1 protein-coding gene is annotated in these 929 nt (G+C 33.9%); it reads right to left on the bottom strand.

The genetic code is table 11. The features are described from left to right. Nucleotides 1-929: DNA gyrase C-terminal beta-propeller domain-containing protein (locus ACVC2P_RS01160; RefSeq protein WP_452596651.1), on the bottom strand; the 929-nt coding region annotated here is incomplete at both ends.

Genomic DNA, 929 nt, shown 5'->3' on the forward strand with positions numbered 1-929 from the left:
CCTTTACCTCCTCGGTTAGTAACTCGATAATCTTCTAGACTAGAGCGTTTACCGTAACCGTTTTCGGAAACAACTAAAACATTACTGTCCATATCGTCTACAGCGATCATTCCTATTACTTCATCTTTATCATGCTGTAATGTTATACCACGAACTCCAGAAGCCCCACGGCCCATAGGTCTCGTTTTTGCTTCTTCAAAACGAATAGCTTTACCAGATTTTAAGGCTAACATGACTTGGCTCTCTCCTGTTGTTAACTTTGCTTCTAATAGTACATCATCTTCCTTAATAGTAATAGCATTAATACCATTAGTTCTTGGTCTAGAATATTGTTCTAAAGATGTTTTCTTAACTTGACCATTTTTAGTAGCCATAATTACATAATGATTATTAATGTAATCTTCATCTTTTAAATCTTGAGTACAAATAAAAGCCATTACTTTATCATCTTGCTCAATATTAATTAGGTTTTGGATTGCTCTACCTTTAGATGTTTTACTACCTTCTGGTATTTCGTAAACACGCATCCAGAAACATTTACCCTTTTGTGTAAAGAACAACATGTATTGATGGTTCGTACCAACAAATAAATGTTCTAAGAAATCTTCATTACGGGTTGTTGAAGCTTTTTGCCCTACACCTCCTCTATTTTGTGTTTTATATTCTGTAAGCGAGGTACGTTTAATATAACCCGCATGAGATATAGTTATAACAACTTTCTCATCAGGAATCATATCTTCAATACTTAAATCTCCGCCTGCATATTCAATAGTAGAACGACGCTCATCACCATATTTATCTTTAACAACTACAAGTTCGTCCTTAATAATATTCATTCGACGTTCTTTCTTGTCTAGAATATCTTTTAAGTCAATTATTGTTTTCATTATTTCCTCATACTCAGCACGTAATTTATCTTGCTCTAGTCC

The sequence above is a fragment of the Pontimicrobium sp. MEBiC01747 genome (assembly GCF_053601635.1).